Source organism: Methanothermobacter sp. DP (assembly GCF_026692625.1).
GTDB classification, from domain to species: domain Archaea; phylum Methanobacteriota; class Methanobacteria; order Methanobacteriales; family Methanothermobacteraceae; genus Methanothermobacter; species Methanothermobacter marburgensis.
Window position 1 is genome coordinate 1,498,094 of sequence record NZ_CP113501.1, and the last position, 16,865, is coordinate 1,514,958.

A 16,865-nucleotide genomic window follows, 5' to 3' on the forward strand; every position below is an offset into this window, starting at 1 on the left:
ATGAAAGGCGATGATAAGGAGTTCAGGGTTAACAAGCAGTTCCTGAAGTTTAAAAACAGGAATGTTCTTCTAACACTCAAAAACAATGAAGAGGCAAGGGGAAAACTCATATCAATAGATAATTACCTCAACACAGTTCTTCAGACTGAAGAGGGTATCAGGTTCATTAAGGGAACCAAGATAGCGTTCATTGCAATGGAATAGTTAAATATCAACCTCTATTCCTAGAATCTCTCTTTTTCCCCCGTGTATATCACGCGCTATCTGGGCACTTCCCATGGAACCGGAGGTTGCATCCAGCCTCTTTACAGGGGCCAGTTCATCCAGCATAGCGGCAAGTTTTCCGTGGAAGTCGTAGGGTTCCCTCATGGCACCCATCGATCCGGTGAGAACGATTCCATCAACACGCTCTGAGATGCCTGCAAGCCCCCATATCTCCATGGCTATAGTCATTATCATGGTCTCAAGTGCAAGGGCCGCTTCCTTCCTCCCCTCAAGGTACATATCAAGGAGTTCATCCCTTGCACGGGAGACCCTCGTATCTATGCCGGCTATCTTAACAGCCCCGGCATGTGAAAAACACTCATTGGCGGTTTTTTCACCATCATCTATTTTCCTGAGCATTTCAAGGTCAAGAGGCCCATGTATAACCCCCATGGCACCTATACAGGCATCCATCGCACCTCTTATCTTCCCGTCCTGTATGAGCATGGTTACCGTATTGGAACTTATATCGGAAACTATCATGTTCTCCCACCCGGTCTCCAGGTATGCGTTGTAGCATATGCTCACCTTCTCAGGACTTGCGTGGTGGGAGTAGGCTGCCCGGAACCTCTCATCAAGGCAGGGGGTGTTGCGGTGAAGGCCAGGTATCAGTACGGTGGGTATTCCTGAGGACTCTATTTCACTGTAAACGGCTGTCCCGCCACCTGTGACCTTACCGGCACCTCCAATGGAGATGATACCCCTGTTCTTCACCTGATCAAGGGGTTTTATCCTGTTTATACCGTCACCCATTGCATAGGTTATTGCCATGAGTTTTATCTCTTCAGGGGATACCCTTCCTTCAAGCTCCTCAAGGGCGGAAACCCTACCTGCGGAGAGTTCCTCCCTCCCTATCTTGAAGTGCTCGGTGTCATCCCCAAGGATTGTGAAGGACACGCCTGTTGTCCCATGGTCCATACCCACAAATACCAAGCCAATCACCTTTTAAAAGAAATATGGGATTTATCGGCGGAGTTTATTTTTCAAGGCCGCAGAGTTTCCTGAGCTTTGAGCCCACCTTCTCTATCTCCAGTTCTCCCTCAAGTGCCCTCATCCTTTTAAGCATTGGGGCACCGGCCCTGTTTTCAAGGGCCCATTCCTTGGCGAATTTACCGTTCTGGATCTCCTCCAGTATTTTCTGCATTTCCTTCTCTGTTTCCTCTGTTATAATCCTCTTTCTCCTTGTAAGGCCCCCGAACTCTGCTGTGTTACTCACGTTGTGCCACATTCCCTGGAATCCCCTCTCATAGATGAGGTCCACTATCAGTTTGAGTTCGTGGCATGTCTCAAAGTAGGCGATCTCTGGCTGATAACCGGCCTTCACAAGGGTCCTGAATGCGGTGTTTATGAGTTCTGTTACACCACCACAGAGCACGGCCTGTTCACCAAAGAGGTCGGTCTCTGTTTCCTCCTTGAAGGTGGTCTCAAGGACACCTGCACGTGCAAGTCCGCATGCCTTTGCCATTGCAAGGGCCTGTTCAAGGGCGTCTCCTGTTGCATCCACCTCAACAGCCACAAGACCAGGTATGCCGAAACCCTCAAGGTAGGTTCTCCTCACCATTGCACCGGGACCCTTAGGGGCCACCATGGTGACGTTTACCCCTTCAGGGGCCCTTATGTAGCCGTAGTGTATGTTGTAGCCATGTGAGAAGGATATTGTGTTGCCCTCCCTGAGATAGGGTTTTATGGACTGCTCAAATACTGTCTCCTGTATCTCGTCGGGTATGAGTATGTGTACGATGTCAGCTTCCCTTGAGGCGTCCTCAACTGTCATTACGTTCATACCATCATCATGGGCCTTCTTCCAGGATGCTCTGCCCCTTCTGAGCCCAACTATAACATCAAGTCCGCTGTCGGCCATGTTCCTGGCCTGGGCTTCTCCCTGACTGCCGTAACCTATGACGGCTATCTTCTTATCTGCCAGTATCTCCATGTCAATGTCATTTTCATAGTAGATCTTCATGAAAAACCTCCTCATCTCTAATTAACAGGATCATTAAAAATAAAATTTGTGTTCATCTGGATTCAGATGGTTCTGCCACCACGGGACATTGCAGTTGGCCCGGTCCTTGCAAGTTCCTTGATTCCAAAGACCTTCAGGAGCTCAAGGAAGGCGTCTATCTTCTCTGAGTCTCCGGTGACCTCAACTGTAAGCGCCTCACTGCTCACGTCCACTATCCTCCCCCTGAAGATGTTGGTGTACTGTATTATCTCTGACCTCTCCTTCTCTGATGGGGCGTGTACCTTAACCATGCATAGCTCCCTCTTAACGGTGGATGATGGTTCAAGGTCACGGACCTTTATAACGTCTATCAGCTTATTGAGCTGCTTGGTTATCTGTTCAAGCACACGGTCATCGCCCCTGGCTATTATGGTCATCCTGGCGATTCCAGGGGTTTCGGATTCCCCTACAGTGATGCTTTCGATGTTGAATCCACGCCTTGTGAACAGTCCTGCAACCCTCTGAAGGACACCGGGTCTGTGCTCAACAAGGGCACTGATGATGTGTGTATCTGGTTTCATCTTAATCACCGTCCGCCTTCACTCCAGAGTATCTTATTTCCTGGGGATCCTCCCTTTCAACCCTGTACTCCCCCACTATTTCGGTCAGACCGCAACCTGGCGGGACCATTGGGAGTATCTCCTCCGGGTCTATAACTATATCAAGCAGGGCCGGTTCACCTGATCTTATGGCCCTTGAAAGGGCTTCAGATGTTTCACCCGGTTTTTCTACCCTTTCAGCCTCAATTCCAAATGATTCAGCCAGTTTAACAAAATCCGGGACCTCACCGAGGTGTGTATGGGACATCCTCTCATCATAGAAGAGGCGCTGCCACTGGGCAACCATACCCAGGTGGCGGTTGTCCATGACACATATCACAACGGGTATGTCGTATTCCCTTATGGTTGCAAGGTCCTGGCAGACCATCAGGAATCCGCCGTCGCCACAGACAGCCACGACGTCATTCTCTGGAAGAGCAACCTTTGCCCCTATGGCGGCAGGAAAACCGAAACCCATGGTTCCAAGGCCACCTGATGATATGAATTTTCTGGGGGCCCTTGATGTGTAGAAGTGGGCCATCCACATCTGGTTCTGCCCAACGTCTGTTGTAACAACTGTTTCATCATCCAGGACCTGGCTTATCTCCTTTATAACCTGCTGGGGCTTCAGAGGGACTTCGTCATAACTCATCCTTGGCATGCACTCCGCCCTGAACTTCTGAACTCCCCTCAGCCACTCATCATCCCTTTCACCGTGTTTCTTGAGTTTTTCTATAAGCTCCCTAAGGACATTCCTGGCGTCACCCACGATGGGGACATCAACGGCCACGTTTTTACCTATCTCGGCAGGGTCGATGTCCACGTGTATTATTCTGGCATTGGGGGCGAATTCTGCAACATTACCGGTTGTACGGTCTGAGAATCTGCATCCAACCGCTATGAGGCAGTCACACTCATCCACGGTGAGGTTTGCAACCTTGCGGCCGTGCATCCCCAGCATACCCATGGCCGAAGGATGGTCCTCAGGGAAAGAACCCTTACCGAGGAGTGTGGTGGTCACAGGGGCCTTTATGAGTTCTGATAACTCCATGATCTCCTTTGAGGCCCCTGATATTATCACCCCACCACCCGCCAGTATAACGGGCTTTTCTGATCTCCTTATGAGTTCCGCTGCCCTCTTTATCTGGAGCGGGTGGCCCCGGAGGGTTGGCCTGTAGCCCTGAAGGTCCAGCTCATCAAGTGGGTCCTGGACCTCCTGTTCCTGTATGTCCTTTGGAAGGTCTATGACAACGGGGCCAGGGCGACCTGTCTTTGCGATGTGAAAACTTGCCCTTACCATTGCGGGGATTTCACTTGCATCCGCCGGCTGGAAGCTGTGCTTTGTGATGGGCATGGTTATGCCTATCATGTCCACTTCCTGGAAGGCATCATTCCCGATGAGGTGGGTGGGGACCTGACCTGCAATTGCAACTATGGGTGAGGAGTCCATGTAGGCTGTTGCGATACCGGTTACAAGGTTCGTGGCCCCTGGCCCTGAGGTTGCTATGCAGACCCCCACCCTGCCTGAGGCCCTTGCATATCCATCTGCGGCGTGGGCCGCGCACTGCTCATGTCTTACAAGGATGTGTTTGAGTTCGGAGTCATAGAGCATATCATAGAGTGGCAGTAACTGTCCACCGGGGTATCCGAATACGGTGTCTGCTCCCTGATCCAGAAGTGATCTGATTATTGCCTGGCCACCTTTCATTGGAAACACCTTGAAAATCTATCATTATTATTAATGACATATTTCTTATAAATACATAATAAAGGTAAGTGGTAAGGTTATATAAAACAATAGGGAGATTTAAGTTTATCAATTTCAGGGAGGATTATCCGATGAAAATACTTGTTGTGGGAACAGGAGCAAGGGAACATGCCATATGCAGTGCACTGGCAGATGAGGCAACGATATACTCTGTGATGGGTAACAGGAACCCCGGCATATCAAGGCTTGCCAGTGAATTCATGGTTGCTCCTGAGGTTGACACAGAAAGGGTGGTCAATTTCGCATCCAGTAAGGGCGTTGACATGGCATTCATAGGTCCTGAGGCACCCCTCGAGGCAGGGCTGGTCAATGCCCTTGAGGAAGCAGGCATACCATCGGTGGGGCCCACCAGGGAGGCTGCCAGAATTGAGACAGACAAGTCATTCATGCGCAGACTCTTTGAAAATCACAGTATCCCCGGGTCAATAACCTACCGTGTCTTTGATGACAGGGATGAACTCAGGGAGTTCATGGATGACTTTGAGGGCGAGGCTGTCGTAAAGCCGGTGGGACTCACAGGCGGAAAGGGCGTTAAGATAGTCGGTGAACACCTCCAGGACAACTCAGAGGCAATCGAATACGCCTGCGAGGTAATAGACAATCGTATAGGTGGCCATGCAAGCGTTGTTATAGAGGAAAGGGTTGTGGGGGAGGAATTCACCGTCCAGGCCTTCTCTGACGGCGACCGTATCGTGCCAATGCCTGCAGTACAGGACCACCCCCACGCATATGAGGGGGACCAGGGCCCAATAACAGGGGGGATGGGTTCCTACTCAGACTCAGATGGTCTTTTACCGTTTCTGACACAGAAGGACTATGATGAAGCAGTTGAGATAATGCAGAAGACGATCGATGCAATTAAAAGTGAGGCAGGGCCATATAAGGGAGTTCTCTATGGACAGTTCATGCTCACAGCCGACGGACCGAAACTCATAGAGTACAATGCACGTTTCGGGGACCCTGAGGCAATGAATGTACTCCCACTACTTGAGTCCAGCATGCTTGAGATCTGTGAGGGAATCGTGGATGGAAACCTCAGCGGGGCAAGTTTCAGGAACCTTGCAACGGTATGCAAGTACCTTGTACCCGAGGGCTACCCTGATAAGGGCGTTGAAGGCTCTGAAATAAGGGTCGAAGAGGATAAGATCGAGGACATGGGGGTTATAACCTACTATGCAGCGGTTAACCAGGAGAACAGCACCATATACACCTCTTCATCCAGGGCACTTGCACTGGTGGCCCTTGCAGAGGACATATACTCTGCAGAGGAGCTCTGTGAGAACGCCACAGGATACGTGAAGGGAAGACTCTACCACCGGAGAGATATAGGTACCAGGGAGCTTGTTGAGAAGAGAGTGAAGCACATGGAGGACCTCCGGTCCTGAGGAGTGGGGCAGATGAAACATCTTCTATCTGTATGCGACATGGACGACGTGGTGGCGCTCCTTGACCTTGCAGATGACTACAAGGGAGGGGGAATCCCAGGGAAGGTCCTTGAGGGCAGGACCCTTGCCATGATCTTTGAGAAATCATCAACAAGGACCCGGGTCTCCTTTGAAGTCGGGGCATCCCAGCTGGGTGCACAGCCCCTCTATCTATCAGCATCAGACCTGCAGCTTGGAAGGGGGGAGCCAATAGCAGACACCGCCAGGACCCTCAGCAGATACGTTGACGGGATCATGATAAGGGCCATAAGGCACTCAGACGTGGTTGAACTTGCGTCAGAGTCTTCTGTACCTGTTATAAATGGGCTTACGGATCTTGAACACCCATGCCAGGCGCTGGCTGACATGCAGACTGTAAGGGAGAAACTGGGAGACTTCAGCGGCCGACTGGTATTCGTGGGAGATGGTAACAACGTCTGCAACTCACTGCTCCTCATAACAGCAATGCTGGGGATGGACATGGACGTTGCCTGCCCACCAGGCTATGAACCCCACCCAGAAATCACTGGAATGGCAGAGAAAATCGCCAGAAAAAGTGGTTCAGAGATAAGGGTGTTCCATGATCCTAGGGAAGCTGTTGATGGTGCGGATGTTGTCTACACCGACGTCTGGGTCAGCATGGGCTATGAGGAAGAGACCGAGGAACGCCTCAGGGTATTCAGGCCTTACCAGGTGAACTCAGAGCTCATGAAACTCGCATCCCCTGATGCCATATTCATGCACTGTCTTCCGGCTGTGAGGGGGCAGGAGACAACCTCTGAGGTCATCGACGGGCCGCAGTCAGTTGTCTGGGATCAGGCAGAAAACAGGCTACATGCACAGAAGGCGATAATGCACTGGCTCATGGGATGATTGAGGGTGTTGCCTGTGATGGACTGCTCAGGCAGTTATGAACTGGAGTCCAAGGAGGGCCTCTCTGTTCATAGCATCCTTCTTTTATCCAACGCCGACTGAATGCCAGACTTCAATACATTATGTGGCACATGAATTTCTGAATAGCAGTTTAACCAAAAATTAAATTTACATGGTCTTCGGGGCATGTATACCCAGAAGACCCAGGGCATTCCTGATTACGATTCTAACAGAATCAACGAGCCTCAACCTTGCACCCTCAAATTCAGACCCGATGACAGGGGTGGATCTGTAGAAACTGTTGAAGGCATTTGCAAGGTCCTGCACGTACTGTGCCACGGGGTGAACCCTCCTTGCCATGGCGGCCTCCTCAACAACCACAGGGAAACGGGCAAGGAGACGGACAAGTTCTTTTTCATCGTTTTCAGGTTTCCAGGTGTCTTCGATGTCCTCATCACCATTGAAGGATGCCTTCTTGAGGAGCTTGCACGCCCTTGCATGGGCATACTGTATTGATGCACAGCCACGTTCAAAACTGAGGGCCTCATCCCACCTGAACACAATGTGCTTCTCGGGGGAAAGGCGCGCTATATAGTACCTTATGGCCCCGTTGCCGATGGCCTCGGCGATTCCATCTGCAACGTCATCTGGAAGTTCTCTCCTTTTTTTAACCTCCTCAAGGGCCCTTTTATGGGCCTCATCCATCAGTTCATCCACCAATATGAAGACCCCCCTCCTAGTGGACATTGAGCCCTCAGGGAGTGTTATGAACTCATAGAATATGACCTCGGGTTTCTTACCACCCAGGAGATCCACGGCGATCCCCACCTGCTCTGCTGCAAGTTTATGATCCGATCCAAGGACGTCGATGAGAATATCCCCTTCACGGGATTTCTGGAGATGGTAGGCTATGTCCCTTGTGGAGTAGAGGGAGGTTCCATCTGAACGGGTGAGCACAAGCTCCTTTTCAATGCCGAAATCCTCAAGGTCAAGGTAGAGGACCTCATTTTCCCTGGTGAGTCCCGTTTTTCTGAGGGATTCTATAACCTCACCAACCGTCCCATCCCTCACCAGTTCCCCCTCCCAAACGAACCTGTCGTGGTGGACATGGAGCCTCTGCATGGTCTCCTTCATCCCATCAAGGCAGTACTCCACAACCTCCCTGAAGGTGTCCTCGTTCTCACCGGCCTCGTATTTCCTCAGGAGTTCATCCACCTCGTCCTTTATACCTGGATCCTCGCCGAGTTTCTGGTTAACCTCAAGGTAGAGCCTTCCAACCCGGTGGTCCCTCTTATCCCCGGGGTAATCATCCAGGTTTTTCTGGAGGTTCAGGAGGCCCCAGACTATCATGGCTATCTGGCGCCCCATGTCATTGACATAGTACTGGGTTTCAACCTGGTATCCTGCCTTTCTGAGTATCCTTGCGAGTGAGTCCCCGATGATGGCATTCCTTATATGCCCTATGTGCAGCGGACCGTTGGGGTTTGCAGAGGTGTGCTCAAGGATTATCCTCTCACCCCTCTCTGGATGGGATCCGTATTCGTCATCCATGATTTCAAGGAGTTTCCCTGAGAGCTTCCCATAGTCAACAAAGAAGTTTATGTAGGGTCCCTTTGATTCGACGGCCTCAAAGATCTCAGGAGTTTCAATCACCGACATTATATCTGAGGTTATCTCCATGGGGGGCCTTTTGAGTTCACCTGCAAGTTCAAAGGCCACCGTGCATGCAAGATCACCCAGCTGGGGGTTTGGTGGTTCCTCCAGTTTGATCTCTGATGGTACCGGTAGCTGGAGCTTCTCAAGCGCTTCAGTTATTGAATCCCTTGCACTGTTTTCAATGTATCTGAACAATTTCCTCACCTGCCTTCAGAGTCCCTTAAGCCAGAGGGTTATGTAGCCCACCTTGGGTATCATCAGCGGATTTGAACCCACCGTTATGACCCTTGCCTCAACCTGTGATGGGTACACAGGTGCGGGGTCAGGTGATGGGTTGTTGTCACCCTTTGTGATGTAGTATTTTTGACCTGCTTTATCCTTTTCGACGGCTATAACCCGATGTATAACCGGTTCAGGGAACCATGTGGCGTCATAGATTATTATGTCACCCTTCTGTACGTTTTCAGGGTTCAGTTCCTTTATTCCGAAAAAGTTGCTCTTTTCGATTATCACTATGTCTCCCCTGTAGAAGACGGGCTCCATGCTTCCTGATACAACCACGTTCATGTGCTGTGATGCAACAACAGCAAGTAAGAGGAGGAGAATGTATGCTGCTGCCTCAAGCCATTCCCTTTTATCATCACTCATGCTTACACCTATCTCAGAATGGCACCTGTATCTGCTGAACCTGCGAGTTTCCTGTAGCGTGCAAGCCATCCCTTAACGTGGCGTTCCGGTTTTTCTGCAGATTCAATCCTTCTTCTGATCTCATCTTCCGTCAGATCAACCTCAAGTTTTCTTGAGGGTATATCTATTCTTATGGTGTCCCCATCCCTCACAGCTGCTAGGGGTCCATCCTCCATTGCCTCGGGGGATACGTGACCCACGCATGGCCCCCGGGTACCGCCTGAGAACCTTCCATCGGTTATGAGGGCCACCCTTTCAAGCCCCATACCCGCAATTGCAGAGGTTGGGTTCAGCATCTCCCTCATGCCAGGGCCGCCCTTGGGTCCCTCGTATCTTATGACGATAACATCTCCCTCGGCTATCTCCCCACCGAATATCGCCTCAACACATTCGTCTTCACTCTCAAATACCCTGGCAGGACCCTCATGGACCATCATATCCTCTGCAACGGCTCCCTGTTTCACCACGGAGCCCCGGGGTGCCAGGTTACCCCTGAGTATGGCGAGGCCACCCTCCTGGTGGACCGGGTCATCCAGGGGCCTTATAACTGTGGTGTCCATCACCCTGGCGTCCCTCATGTTCTCAGCGACGGTCTTTCCTGTGCAGGTGATGCAGCTGGTGTTGAGGTGATCCCTGAGGGTTTTCATGACAGCCTGTATTCCCCCTGCCCTGTCAAGGTCTATCATCATATGCTCACCTGCCGGTGATATTGATGCTATGTGAGGTATTCTGCGGCTCAGCTCATCAAAGACATCAAGGTTGATGCCAAGGCCCTCTATCTCGGCTGCTATGGCCGGGATGTGGAGTGCACTGTTGGTTGACCCCCCAAGTGCAAGGTCCACCATCACAGCGTTCTCAAATGCCTCTCTGCTCATTATTTTTGCGGATTTAAGGTCTTCCTTCACCATTTCCACTATCCTGTGGCCTGAAAGCCTTGCAATCTGCCTCTTTTTTGAGCTTACAGCATGGGCGGTTGCGCATCCAGGGAGGCTCATACCCAGGGCCTCTGTGAGGCAGGCCATGGTGTTGGCTGTGAAGAGTCCTGCACATGAACCTGGACCTGGACAGGCGCATCTTTCGAGCTCGGCGAGTTCATCCTCACTCATTTCACCTGCACTCACGGCGCCCACACCCTCGTATACATTTATGAGGTCAACCTTTCTTCCCTGGAACTCTCCTGGCAGCATGGGGCCACCGGTGACCACTATTGATGGTATGTCAAGTCTTGCAGCGGCCATCAGCATACCGGGGACTATCTTATCACAGGTTGGAAGAAGGACAAGTCCGTCAAGGGCGTGGGCCATTGCCATGCTCTCCACGGTATCTGCCACTATCTCCCTTGATGCAAGGGAGTACTTCATGCCCTCATGGTTCATGGCTATCCCGTCGCATATGGCCATGGTGTTGAATTCAAATGCAACTCCACCTGCAGCGTTGATTCCAGCCCTGACTTCATCTGCAAGTTCTCGAAGGTGGAGGTGGCCTGGCACGATATCCGTGTAGCTGTTGGCTATCCCTATGAATGGCTTTTCAAAGTCCTGGTCTGTCAGGCCACATGCCCTGAGGAGGGAGCGGTGGGGCGCCCTCTGTATTCCCCTCTTTATGGTATCACTTTTCATATAATCACCGTTATTATCATCACCCTGATTATTATTAATTATCATGGAATAAATAATATTAATTTAACTGTCATATATTATAACATGGATTTCCCGGTAATTAAGTTTTTGATAGCCCTTGCCATAGGAGCCCTGGTGGGTATTGAGAGGGAAAGGCGGACCCAGGGGACTGAATTTGCGGGTATAAGGACCTTCATCCTGATATCACTCATGGGGGCCCTTTCAGCGTATCTATCAGGGATTTTCCCTCTGATGCTTCCTCTTGCCTTTCTGGGTCTGGTTGCCATAGTATCTGCAAGTTACATTGTGAGCACAAAAGATGATGGGGATATCGGAATAACAGGGGAGGTCGCAGCGTTTATAACCTTCATGCTAGGTGCTATGTGTTTTTCAGGTGATTACAGGCTTGCGGCAATGCTTGCCATTATTGTAACGGCGCTCCTTGCCCTCAAAAGGTACATTCACATTGCCGTAAGGAGGATAAGTGAGAGGGAGATGATAGATACAATAAAATTTCTTGTAATAGCCTTTGTGATTCTCCCGCTTCTTCCGGATACATCACTTGGCCCTTGGGGGGTTTTCAACCCCTATCAGGTGTGGCTGATGGTTGTGTTCATATCAGCCATAAGCTATGCAGGTTACATTGCCATGAAGATAGCAGGTCCAGAGAGAGGCCTTAGCGCCACCGGAATAATAGGGGGACTGGTGTCAAGTACAGCTGTGGTTACGGCAATGGCGGGGCGCGTGAGGGAATCTGATGATCTCATAAGGCCGGCGGTATTCGCGGCGGTTGTTTCAAGTTCAATGATGTTTTTCAGGATCCTGCTGGAGGTCTCAGTCGTAAACCCCTCACTGATGGGGTACGTTGCACCCCCAATGCTTGCCATGGGGGTAACCGGGATGGCCCTGGGGGTTCTGTTCATCAGGTCACCATCAAAGATTGATCACGATATTAAAATTCAAAACCCATTCTCTGTTAAGCCCGCACTCATATTCGGGGCGCTTTTCCTGGCAATTCTATTCCTATCCAAGGCAGCGAACATCTACCTTGGCCGTGGAGGTGTCCTGGCAGCGGCTGTGATTTCTGGGGTTGCTGATGTGGATGCCATAACTGTGAGCATGTCTTTACTGGCAGCAGGGGGTTCTGTAAGTTCATCAACAGCTGCAGCTGCCATAACCCTCGCAGGAGTCTCAAACACAATTATAAAGGGCGGAATAGCCTTTGCACTTGGCACAAAAATGTTCGGGAAAAGGGTGGGGACCCTCTTCCTTGTCATTGTGCTCACAGGCCTCGTGACGGTTGGCCTTATGGGAATCTAGTGTTTCTTCTGGATGGGTTTTATGGCGATATAGACTCTTGGGGATCTGGTTCCTCTGGATTTTTTTAGGCTTGAGGGTGTTGGTACTTCTTAATCAACCGCAAACTCATGACCTTATCATGGTAAGGAGCATCTTGAAGGGTTCCACCGCCATCACGGCATGGGGCTCATTGGCCGGCATTATTATCATCTCCCCTGCGGCCACACGGTTCTTCTCTCCACTTATTGTAATTTCTGCCTCACCCTCAATCACCTGGACCATGGCATCGAAGGGTGCAGTGTGTTCACTGAGACCCTGGCCCCTGTCAAAGGCAAAGAGGGTCACGGTACCGGTGTCCTTTCTGATGATCTCCCTGCTCACCACTGAATCGTCCTGGTAGTCAATCAGCTCATTCAGTTTCAGAACCTTTCCCTTAATCTCCATTTTTCATCACCCCATCATTCTCTTTATATCCTCTTCAGGGTCACCTATTGGTGTGAGTTCATATTTATCAACGAGCACATTTATGATGTCATCGTTGGCCCATCCCGGCAGTATGGGACCTATGTACATGCCCCTGAGGTTAAGTGATAGCAGGCTCCAGAGTATTGCAGCGGCCTTCTGCTCCATCCAGCTGAGGACTATGCTGAGGGGCAGCTCATTCACGTCCATACTGAAGAGGTTGCTCAGTGCCTCCACAAGTTCCACTGCCACTATGGAGTCGTTGCACTGGCCCAGGTCTATGAGCCTGGGAATTCCATCTATGTCACCCAGATCCATTGAGTTGAAACGGTACTTGCCGCAGGCCAGTGTGAGAACCACGGTATCCTCTGGGAGCTTTCTCACAAATTCGGTGTAGTACTTTGCCCTGGGGAGCGGAGAATCACAGCCACCAACAAGGAAGAACCTCCTGATTTTACCCTCCTCCACCAGTTCCTTTATTTTATCTGCAAGTGAGAGGATTGTTGAGAGTCCAAAACCTGTTGTTAGTGTCGCTGCCTCCTCCTCTTTAAGTGGTGGAAGTTCCAGTGCCTTCTCTATCACAGGACTGAAGTCGTAGCCATCTACATGTTCAACCCCTGGGAGGCGGGCAACACCACATGTGAACATCCTGTCCCTGTAGCTGTCATGGGGTAGCAGAACACAGTTTGATGTTCCAAGTATTGCGGCGCTGTAGCGTGAGAAGGTCTCCCGCTGGTCGAACCAGGGGCCGCCGAGCTGCCCGGCAAGGTGCGGGTACTTCCTTAGGCCCGGGTAACCGTGGGCTGGGAGCAGTTCTGAGTGTGTGTACACATTTACACCGGTACCTTCGGTCTGCTTGAGCAGCTCTTCAAGCGCCTTGAGACTGTGGCCTGTTGTTATTATGGCGGGACCATCAAGGGCCCCAACCCTAACCTCTGTGGGTTCCGGTTCACCGTAGGTGTCCATGTGGGCCTTTTTGAGGAGCTTCATGGTCCTAAGGTTCATCTCACCAGCCTCAAGGGCGAGGCTTATGAATTCCTCTGCATCGAAGTTCACGTTGGTGAGTGTTGAGTAGAATCCCCTCTCAAGGAAGGCATCCACAACTTCATCGGTGTATCCGAGTTCACGGGCATGGTAGAGGTAGGCAGAGATCCCCTTAATTGCAAATAGAAGGTTGTCCTGGAGTCTTGCAACGGTTGCTTCCTTTCCACAGACCCCCTTTACTGTGCAGGCCCTTCCACGGACGGTCTGGGAGCACTGGTAGCAGAACATGTCTATGTCCTCTGGCCTCACGCGCTTCACTTCACCTTTCAGGGGCTCGAACTGGTCCTTACCCACGTTGCATACCGGGCAGAGCCAGTCCTCTGGAAGTTCCTCGAAGGGGGTCCCCGGTTTTATACCTGATGTGGGGTCACCCACCTCAGGGTCGTATATGTAGTCGCATACCTTGCAGCGGTACTTCATTTCAATCACCATATTAAAAAACTGACAGCAAATTATATATAGATTTTGTCACTATCTGAGTATAAAATGTAATACTAGAGGTGTTTGTTTGGAGAGGAAGGTGAGGAATGCGCTTAGACTCATGGGACTTACAGATTATCAGGCGGCTGCATACACTGCAATGGTATCACTGGTATCTGCACGTGCCTCCGAGGCGGCCGAGGCATCAGGAATCCCAAGGTCAAGGATCTATGAGGTACTGAGGCAGCTTTCAGACAGGGGATTTGTGGAGGTGGAGCGCGGCAAACCCCTCAGGTACCATGTGGTCCCCCCTGCAGAGGTTTTCAGGAGGGAAAAGAAGAGAATAGTGAAGGAACTGGATGAGGCCATGCACCAGCTCAGGCGAACCTATGAGGACCAGGTTGCGAGGGTACCGGCCCCGGTATGGCTCATACACGGACAGGAGAAGATAATGAAGAAGGAACTCGAGATCATATCAAGGACAGGGTCCGAACTCAAAATGAGGATGGGTTTCATATTCAGGGGCGAGCTGAGGGAGCTGCGCCATGCAATTGAGAGGATAGTGGATAGGGGCGCTGATGTAAGGATAATGGCCCCTGAGGACCTTGATCTGTCATGTGAGGTGAGGGTCGTGAGCATGCCGCCTGTTCGGATGTTTGTGAGGGACTCAGTGGAGATGATGTGGATATTCTCCAGGTTCACACCTGAGGGGTCCCCGATACCTGAGACCGCAATGGGCATATGGAACCAGTACCCTGAGATAGCAGAGAACTACTCAAGGATATTTGACAGCATATGGTATGGGGAATCCTATGGGGAGGCAGGAGGTATCTAGCAACACCATTTATGCAGTAATCTGCGGGTCTTCAGCACTTAATCCAGGATATGCAGTTTTCTGAAGTCTTCTATCATCCCGTTCACATAGGCAATATTTAAAAACCTTCGCCCTTAAAACAATAACATTATATTATTCTTACAAGGTGATGGCATGAGGATACTGTTAATTCACTCTGATTACCTGGAATACGAGACAAAGAACAAAACGGGGATGGCAGAGGAAATACCTGAAGATAAAATGAAGGGACACTTCACCGAGTCCCTGGTGGTCTTCACAGCGGTGGAGGCTGAGGATGAGGAGAACCCGGCTTCAGTCATTGAAAATGCGGTAAATGAGATAGTGAGGGTTTTTGGTGACGTTAAGGCTGATAATGTGGTTATATATCCATATGCGCACCTCAGCTCCTCACTGAGCTCCCCGAAGACAGCCCGCAGGGTTCTTGAGGGAATGGAGGAGGCGCTGAGGGAGAGGGGACTTGAGGTCTCAAGGGTCCCCTTCGGCTGGTACAAGGCATTCAGAATATCCTGCAAGGGCCACCCGCTATCGGAGCTCTCAAGGACCATAAGGCCGGAGCCCATCAAAGAGGAGGAGGAATCAGAGGAATCAGAGTGGTTCATACTTTACAAGGGCCAGAAAATCAGACCGGAGGAATTTGAGTTCACCAGCAGGGACCTTGAAAACCTTGTGAAGTATGAACTGGGCGAGCTTGAATCATCCGGCGAGGAGCCACCACACGTTAGACTCATGAGGGAGAAGGGCCTCGCGGATTATGAGCCATCAGCCGATGTGGGACACCTCAGATGGTATCCCAGGGGAAGGCTGATAAGGGATCTTCTTGCAGACTACGTTTACATGCTCGTAACCAGTGAGGGGGCAATGCCGGTTGAGACCCCCATAATGTATGACCTTGAGGACGAGGCAATCAGGGTCCATGCAGAGAAGTTCGGTGAAAGGCAGTACAGGATGAAGAACAAGAAGGAACTCATGCTGCGATATGCATGCTGCTTTGGGGCCTTCAGGATACTCTCAGATTCCTTCCTCACATGGAAGAATCTCCCCGCCTCAATATATGAGCTCTCCACCTACAGCTTCAGGCTTGAGAAGAAGGGTGAGGTGGTTGGCCTCAAAAGGCTCAGGGGCTTTACAATGCCTGACCTTCACACGGTATGCGCCGACCTTGAACAGGCCCTCACCGAGTTTGCAGGGCAGGTGGAGATGTGCATGAAGACCGGTGAGGACCTCCAGGTGAACTATGAGGTGATATTCAGGGCCACCAGGGAGTTCTATGAGGAGTACTCTGACTGGGTGCACTCAGTGGCGGATAAGATAGGAAAACCAATACTCCTCGAACTTCTACCATCAAGGAAGCACTACTGGATTGCCAAGATGGACTTTGCAGCCATAGATTACCTTGGAAGGCCAATAGAGAACCCAACAGTACAGATAGATGTTGAGAGCGGGGAAAGGTTTGGCATAACCTATGTTAACAGTGATGAGGAGGAGGTCAATCCCATAATCCTCCACTGCAGCCCAACAGGAAGCATAGAAAGGGTTATCTGCAGTTTACTTGAAAAGACAGCCATTGAGATGGATGAGAAACCACCCATGCTACCTGTCTGGCTTTCACCGACACAGGTAAGGGTGCTTCCAATAGCCGAGCGCCACCTTGAATTTGCAGAGTCCCTTGTATCAGAGATGATAGCAAATGATGTGAGGGCGGACCTTGATGACAGGGCAGAGACCCTCGGTAAGAAGATAAGGAACGCTGCCCAGGACTGGGTACCCTACGTTGTGGTTGTGGGTGACAGTGAACTGGAGGGCAAACTCACAGTTAACATCAGGAGCACCGGTGAAAAGGTTCAGATGGATCTCGATGAGCTCATTGAACTCGTCAGATCAGAGACCCAGGGAATGCCCTTCAGGAGACTTCCCCTCCCTGTCAGGCTTTCAGAGAGAATCAACTTCTAAAA

Annotated in this window: 15 protein-coding genes; 6 read left to right on the forward strand and 9 right to left on the reverse strand. The window is 50.9% G+C overall.

Annotated elements, in window-relative coordinates; all coding sequences use genetic code 11:
• Positions 1–204, forward strand: coding sequence for an LSM domain-containing protein (locus OXN82_RS08120; RefSeq protein WP_237779089.1), 204 nt, complete (start codon positions 1–3; stop codon positions 202–204).
• Here OXN82_RS08120 and OXN82_RS08125 read toward each other — a convergent pair whose 3' ends face one another.
• From OXN82_RS08125 to OXN82_RS08140, 4 genes are all read right to left on the reverse strand, one after another.
• Entirely contained in the window at positions 205–1,197 is a 993-nt protein-coding gene (locus tag OXN82_RS08125; protein WP_321211331.1) for a methanogenesis marker 12 protein, read from the reverse strand.
• Positions 1,198–1,240: 43 nt separating this feature from the next.
• A complete protein-coding gene (gene ilvC, locus OXN82_RS08130; RefSeq protein WP_321211332.1) occupies positions 1,241–2,227 on the reverse strand; it encodes a ketol-acid reductoisomerase in 987 nt (328 codons plus the stop codon).
• A gap of 62 nt (positions 2,228–2,289) precedes the next feature.
• The gene (ilvN, locus tag OXN82_RS08135) at positions 2,290–2,787 is read right to left on the reverse strand and encodes an acetolactate synthase small subunit (protein ID WP_321211333.1); all 498 of its coding nucleotides are present in this window, start codon (positions 2,785–2,787) and stop codon (positions 2,290–2,292) included.
• Between the two features lies 1 nt (position 2,788).
• Positions 2,789–4,513 (reverse strand): acetolactate synthase large subunit, encoded by a 1,725-nt coding sequence (locus tag OXN82_RS08140; protein WP_321211334.1) that lies wholly within the window; start codon positions 4,511–4,513, stop codon positions 2,789–2,791.
• 131 nt (positions 4,514–4,644) lie between these two features.
• Here OXN82_RS08140 and purD point away from each other — a divergent pair, with 131 nt between their 5' ends.
• Together purD and argF are read left to right on the forward strand one after the other, a co-directional pair.
• Complete coding sequence (gene purD, locus OXN82_RS08145) at positions 4,645–5,958, forward strand: phosphoribosylamine--glycine ligase (RefSeq protein ID WP_321211335.1); 1,314 nt, start codon at positions 4,645–4,647, stop codon at positions 5,956–5,958.
• 12 nt (positions 5,959–5,970) lie between these two features.
• On the forward strand, positions 5,971–6,870 hold the full coding sequence (argF, locus tag OXN82_RS08150) for an ornithine carbamoyltransferase (protein WP_321211336.1): 900 nt from the start codon (positions 5,971–5,973) through the stop codon (positions 6,868–6,870).
• A gap of 168 nt (positions 6,871–7,038) precedes the next feature.
• Here the strand turns inward: argF and argS are convergent, their stop codons facing one another.
• From argS to ilvD, 3 genes are read right to left on the reverse strand one after another with little or no spacing between them, the layout of a single operon-like run.
• Positions 7,039–8,721, reverse strand: coding sequence for an arginine--tRNA ligase (gene argS / locus OXN82_RS08155; protein ID WP_321211337.1), 1,683 nt, complete (start codon positions 8,719–8,721; stop codon positions 7,039–7,041).
• Between the two features lie 15 nt (positions 8,722–8,736).
• Positions 8,737–9,174, reverse strand: coding sequence for a signal peptidase I (locus OXN82_RS08160; protein ID WP_321211338.1), 438 nt, complete (start codon positions 9,172–9,174; stop codon positions 8,737–8,739).
• An 8-nt stretch (positions 9,175–9,182) separates the two neighbouring features.
• Positions 9,183–10,832: a dihydroxy-acid dehydratase gene (gene ilvD / locus OXN82_RS08165; protein WP_321211339.1), complete on the reverse strand. Its 1,650-nt coding sequence runs from the start codon at positions 10,830–10,832 to the stop codon at positions 9,183–9,185.
• An 84-nt stretch (positions 10,833–10,916) separates the two neighbouring features.
• Between ilvD and OXN82_RS08170 the strand changes: the two genes are divergently transcribed.
• The gene (locus OXN82_RS08170; RefSeq protein WP_321211340.1) at positions 10,917–12,152 is read left to right on the forward strand and encodes an MgtC/SapB family protein; all 1,236 of its coding nucleotides are present in this window, start codon (positions 10,917–10,919) and stop codon (positions 12,150–12,152) included.
• A 105-nt stretch (positions 12,153–12,257) separates the two neighbouring features.
• Here OXN82_RS08170 and OXN82_RS08175 read toward each other — a convergent pair whose 3' ends face one another.
• Complete coding sequence (locus tag OXN82_RS08175; protein ID WP_321211341.1) at positions 12,258–12,575, reverse strand: cupin domain-containing protein; 318 nt, start codon at positions 12,573–12,575, stop codon at positions 12,258–12,260.
• A gap of 6 nt (positions 12,576–12,581) precedes the next feature.
• Positions 12,582–14,057, reverse strand: coding sequence for a hydroxylamine reductase (gene hcp, locus OXN82_RS08180; protein ID WP_321211342.1), 1,476 nt, complete (start codon positions 14,055–14,057; stop codon positions 12,582–12,584).
• 88 nt (positions 14,058–14,145) lie between these two features.
• Here hcp and OXN82_RS08185 point away from each other — a divergent pair, with 88 nt between their 5' ends.
• Positions 14,146–14,892, forward strand: a complete 747-nt coding sequence (locus tag OXN82_RS08185; protein ID WP_321211343.1) for a TrmB family transcriptional regulator — start codon at positions 14,146–14,148, stop codon at positions 14,890–14,892.
• Positions 14,893–15,045: 153 nt separating this feature from the next.
• Positions 15,046–16,863 (forward strand): threonine--tRNA ligase, encoded by a 1,818-nt coding sequence (locus tag OXN82_RS08190; protein ID WP_321211344.1) that lies wholly within the window; start codon positions 15,046–15,048, stop codon positions 16,861–16,863.
• The last annotated feature ends 2 nt before the right edge of the window (positions 16,864–16,865 follow it).

Excerpts from the sequence above, each read along its gene's own strand:
- OXN82_RS08120 (WP_237779089.1), top strand. The coding sequence starts at position 1 with ATGAAAGGCGATGATAAGGAGTTCAGGGTTAACAAGCAGTTCCTGAAG.
- OXN82_RS08140 (WP_321211334.1), bottom strand. The coding sequence starts at position 4,513 with ATGAAAGGTGGCCAGGCAATAATCAGATCACTTCTGGATCAGGGAGCA.
- OXN82_RS08170 (WP_321211340.1), top strand. The coding sequence starts at position 10,917 with ATGGATTTCCCGGTAATTAAGTTTTTGATAGCCCTTGCCATAGGAGCC.
- ilvN (WP_321211333.1), bottom strand. The coding sequence starts at position 2,787 with ATGAAACCAGATACACACATCATCAGTGCCCTTGTTGAGCACAGACCC.
- ilvD (WP_321211339.1), bottom strand. The coding sequence starts at position 10,832 with ATGAAAAGTGATACCATAAAGAGGGGAATACAGAGGGCGCCCCACCGC.
- argF (WP_321211336.1), top strand. The coding sequence starts at position 5,971 with ATGAAACATCTTCTATCTGTATGCGACATGGACGACGTGGTGGCGCTC.
- purD (WP_321211335.1), top strand. The coding sequence starts at position 4,645 with ATGAAAATACTTGTTGTGGGAACAGGAGCAAGGGAACATGCCATATGC.
- ilvC (WP_321211332.1), bottom strand. The coding sequence starts at position 2,227 with ATGAAGATCTACTATGAAAATGACATTGACATGGAGATACTGGCAGAT.
- OXN82_RS08160 (WP_321211338.1), bottom strand. The coding sequence starts at position 9,174 with ATGAGTGATGATAAAAGGGAATGGCTTGAGGCAGCAGCATACATTCTC.
- OXN82_RS08175 (WP_321211341.1), bottom strand. The coding sequence starts at position 12,575 with ATGGAGATTAAGGGAAAGGTTCTGAAACTGAATGAGCTGATTGACTAC.
- OXN82_RS08190 (WP_321211344.1), top strand. The coding sequence starts at position 15,046 with ATGAGGATACTGTTAATTCACTCTGATTACCTGGAATACGAGACAAAG.
- hcp (WP_321211342.1), bottom strand. The coding sequence starts at position 14,057 with ATGAAGTACCGCTGCAAGGTATGCGACTACATATACGACCCTGAGGTG.